At 69.1% G+C, this 4098-nt stretch carries 3 protein-coding genes; 1 reads left to right on the top strand and 2 read right to left on the bottom strand.

Translation table 11 applies throughout. From position 1 onward, the window contains the following. Nucleotides 1–5: 5 nt before the first annotated feature. Entirely contained in the window at nucleotides 6–1664 is a 1659-nt protein-coding gene (locus ABT130_RS47160; protein ID WP_350966434.1) for a catalase, read from the bottom strand. 239 nt (nucleotides 1665–1903) lie between these two features. Beyond that, nucleotides 1904–2668: a hypothetical protein gene (locus tag ABT130_RS47155; protein ID WP_350966433.1), complete on the bottom strand. Its 765-nt coding sequence runs from the start codon at nucleotides 2666–2668 to the stop codon at nucleotides 1904–1906. 228 nt (nucleotides 2669–2896) lie between these two features. On the opposite strand from ABT130_RS47155, the gene ABT130_RS47150 reads away from it, so the two are divergent. Next, entirely contained in the window at nucleotides 2897–3901 is a 1005-nt protein-coding gene (locus ABT130_RS47150) for an AAA family ATPase (RefSeq protein ID WP_350966432.1), read from the top strand. Nucleotides 3902–4098: the final 197 nt, after the last annotated feature.

Below are 4098 nucleotides of genomic sequence, written 5' to 3'. Positions count from 1 at the left end.
GGTTCCTACCGCTCCACCCGTGCCCGCTCGTCGGGCACGCAGTGCGTCATCTTCAGGCCGGTCACCTCGCGCGGCCCGTTCTTGCCCAGCTTGGACAGCCGCTCGCGGTCCTCGTCCGTCAGGTCCTGGCCGATCAACGGCTTCAGGTGGGAGACGTCCCCGGGGCTGATGCCCAGCCCCTCTCCCACCCTGAGCCCGAGATCGTCCTCGACCATCAGGAAGTGCCAGACCATCCGCTCCTGGACGGGGCGCGAGGCCTGGGAGAGCATGTCGACGAAGTTCAGCACGAGATCGTCGCGCTCCCACTGCTCCATGAGCATGTAGCGCTGACCGGGCTGGGTGTAGTCGTTGGTACGTGGAATGCGCTTGCGGGTCAGCCTCCCGGAGATGACCGGCCCCTGCTCGTCGTAGGTGGGGTACTGCCCCTCCCGGAGCCCCCCGGTGATGGACGGCTCGTAGTTGACGTGCGGGTTGGCGCCCTGCCCGTCGACGTAGTAGGTCATCTCGCCGTCGCGCTGGTTGGTGCGCACCTGGGCGTGCTTGGCCTGGTTGACCGGCAGTTGCAGATAGTTGGGGCCCACCCGGTGGCGCTGGGTGTCGCTGTAGGAGAACGTACGGCCCACCAGCATCTTGTCGTCGGAGAAGTCGAGGCCGTCGACCAGGACACCGGTCCCGAAGGAGATCTGTTCATTCTCGGCGAAGTTGTTGGCCACATTGCGGTTCAGCACCATCTTGCCGACCGGCATGGGCGGGAACTCGTTCTCCGGCCACACCTTGGTGTCGTCCAGCGGGTCGAAGTCCAGCTCGGGGTGGTCGTCGTCGCTCATCATCTGCACCCGCAGCTCCCACTCGGGGAAGTCGCCCCGGTCGATCGCCTCGTGCAGATCCTTGGTGGCGTGCCCGAGCTCCAGTGCCTGTACGGCCGCGGCGTCCTCGGCGGTCATGCTGCGCACGCCCTGCTTGGGGATCCAGTGGTACTTCACCAGACGGCTGTCGCCCTCCTGGTTCTCCCACTTGTAGGTGTTGACCCCGAAGCCCTGCATATGCCGGTAGTCGGCCGGGATGCCGCGCGGGCTGAACAGGTTGACGAGCATGTGCATGCTCTCCGGCGTCTGCGACATGAAGTCGAAGATCCGGCCGGGCTCCTGCCTGAACGTCACCGGGTCCGGCTTGAGCGAGTGGATCACGTCGGGGAACTTGAGGGCGTCCCTGATGAAGAAGACCGCCAGGTTGTTGCCGACGAGATCCCAGTTGCCGTCCTCGGTGTAGAACTTCACCGCGAACCCGCGCGGGTCGCGGGCGGCCTCCGAGGAGTCCCTGCCACCGATCACCGTGGAGAACCGGACGGCCACATCGGTCCGCTTTCCGGGCTCCTGGAAGAGTTTCGCCCGGGTGTAGCGGCTGATCGGCTCGTCACCGAACGTGCCGTAGGCCTCGAAGTAACCGTAGGAGGTCACCCCTCGCGCGTGGACCACCCGCTCGGGGACGCGCTCGCGATCGAAGTGGCTGATCTTCTCCAGGAACTGGTAGTTCTCCAGCGTGGCCGGACCCCTCGCGCCGACCGTGCGCTGGTTCTGGTTGTCGTAGACCTGGTGCCCCTGCCGATTGGTCAGGATCGGGCGGTCATCGCCCGGCTGGGGTCCCACGCTCGACACATCCGTCATGATGACGATTCCTTCCCTGCCACGGTCACGTTCGGCGCGCCACTCCATATCGGCACACAATCCCCCTTAGCCGACACAGGGCGCTTTATAGCGATAAAGAGAAGAATCTTCACAAAGAGGGGTAGCAATTTAAACAGCCGGCGACGGCTCGGCGGGCGCCCTTTCCCAGCCGGCCGACACGCCCGCGCCCGGAGGCGGACCACCCACCGGCCGCCTCCCCGGCCTCACGGGCGAACCCCCTAAATCGGCTCGCCCTCGTTCTCGTCGCCCCGCTCCGGGCCGGGGGTACCGGTCCCGCTCCGGCTCGGCGACGGCGAAGGGGTGGGCCGGCCGGGATCCGGCGTCGCCGGGACCGGTGGCGGGGTCGGTACGAACACCGTGGGCGGCAGCGGCCTCGGCGGCGGCTTGAAATCGTCCTCCTTGCGCAGCAGGAGCCAGACCGTCACGGCCAGCAGCACGAGCAGCAGGGTCAGCACGACCCCCGCGACGATCACGGCTCGGCGGGTCTCGGTCGGCGGCGGCGCGCTCTTGGGCGGCGCGGGCAGCGCGGGCGAGCGGTCGCCAACCCAGTGCGGCGCGAAGTCGGGGCCATGCTGCTCGCCGATCAGCGTTCCGCTGACCAGCACCGGTTCGAGGAACCGCTCCGCTCCCGCCCTGTCGGGCTCGTACGGCGTGGCCACCCACGGAGCGCTCCCGCCGTCCATGGCCAGCACCTGCGGGACCGTGTCGGCCACCGCGGTGCGCCCGCGTGTCGCCCTGGCCATCCAGCCCCGGACGCCGGAACGGCTGGCCGCCGCGTCACGGACACCGGTGACGAAGCGGTCACGGGCCGCCGGGTCGAGCGCGGCTCCCCTGGTCAGCACCGCGACCGAGACGGCCCTGCCGTCGGGCGCGAGCCCGAGATAGACCAGCCCGGCGGGTCCCACCCGCAGACGTGCCTGCACGACGAAGGGTCCCAACTGGGGCGGGTCACCATACTGGAGCGGAGTGGCCACGTCTGACATGAAAGCACACCCGGGTGATCACCCCATGCCGCACGGGTGACGAGATCGGGCACACCGTGCGAGCCACCACCGGGCTCGGGTGACCTCCCCCACCCGGGGAGTCGGCTTCTCGCCTCCCTCAGCCGGGATGGGCACCGGCCGTCTCGAACACGGGAACCATGACGGGGAAGGCGATTCACCGCCGGGTCGACCCGGCGGTTCCCTTCCCGGACGTGATGGAATATCGACATGACCGTCGCAGAAGAACTGCCGAGCGAGATCGACACCGGACTGCTGCGCGACGCCCTGACCGAGGTCCGGCGGGTCATCGTCGGGCAGGAGCACATGGTGGAGCGGTTGCTCGTGGCGCTCCTCGCCCGCGGCCACTGCCTGCTGGAGGGTGTGCCGGGCGTGGCCAAGACCCTGGCCGCCTCGACGCTGGCCACCGTGGTCGGCGGCGCCTTCGCCCGTATCCAGTTCACCCCCGACCTGGTTCCCAGCGACATCGTGGGCACCCGGGTGTACCACCCCTCCCGCGAGGTCTTCGACGTCGAGCTCGGCCCGGTGTTCGTCAACTTCCTGCTCGCCGACGAGATCAACCGGGCCCCGGCCAAGGTGCAGTCGGCGCTGCTGGAGGTCATGGCCGAGCGGCAGGTGACCCTGGCCGGGGAGACTCATCCGCTGCCCAGGCCGTTCATCGTGCTGGCCACCCAGAACCCGATCGAGTCCGAGGGCGTCTACCCCCTCCCCGAGGTCCAGCGCGACCGGTTCCTGTTCAAGATCCGCGTCACCCATCCCAGCGCCCACGAGGAGCTGGAGATCCTGCACCGGATGAGCGTCACGCCGCCGACTCCCAGGGCGGTGCTCGACCCCGCGCGGCTGGCCGCCCTGCAGTCGATGGCCGATCAGGTCTCGGTCCACCAGCTCGTCGCCGACTACGTGGTCAGGCTCGTGATGGCCACCCGCTCCCCCGCCGACTACGGCCTGGGCGGGCTGGAGGAGAACATCGAGATCGGTGTCAGTCCCCGGGCCACCCTCGGCCTGGTCGCCGCGGGGCGTGGCCTGGCACTGCTGCGGGGCCGCGACTACCTGCTCCCCGACGACATCCGCGACGTGGCGGTGGACGTGATGTCCCACCGGCTGATGCTCACCTTCGACGCCCTGGCCGACGGGATCGACCCCGAGGACGTGATCCGCCAGATCCTCGCCGCCGTTCCGCCCCCCCTCGTCGTCTGGAACCAGGGCCCTCGGTGACCACCTCAGAAAGCGGCGTGGGGACGTGCCCATGCCCGGACTGAGGGACTTCCGTGAGGCCGCGCCGGGGACTGGACTGAGGAGTGAAGGAGCGAAGCGGAATGCCGCCCGCTCCTACCGCGAGTCCTGGTCGCAGTCCCAGGACCCGTTCATCGGTGTTCTGCGCGACGTGGCGGAAGGTGCTGTCAACGCCGGGG

The organism is Streptosporangium sp. NPDC001681, from assembly GCF_040298085.1.
Taxonomy (GTDB): Bacteria; Actinomycetota; Actinomycetes; order Streptosporangiales; family Streptosporangiaceae; genus Streptosporangium.
This window is presented reverse-complemented; position numbering and strand designations above follow the sequence as displayed.

Coding starts and splice junctions, on each gene's coding strand:
- ABT130_RS47160 (WP_350966434.1), bottom strand. CDS start 1,664: ATGACGGATGTGTCGAGCGTGGGACCCCAGCCGGGCGATGACCGCCCG.
- ABT130_RS47155 (WP_350966433.1), bottom strand. CDS start 2,668: ATGTCAGACGTGGCCACTCCGCTCCAGTATGGTGACCCGCCCCAGTTG.
- ABT130_RS47150 (WP_350966432.1), top strand. CDS start 2,897: ATGACCGTCGCAGAAGAACTGCCGAGCGAGATCGACACCGGACTGCTG.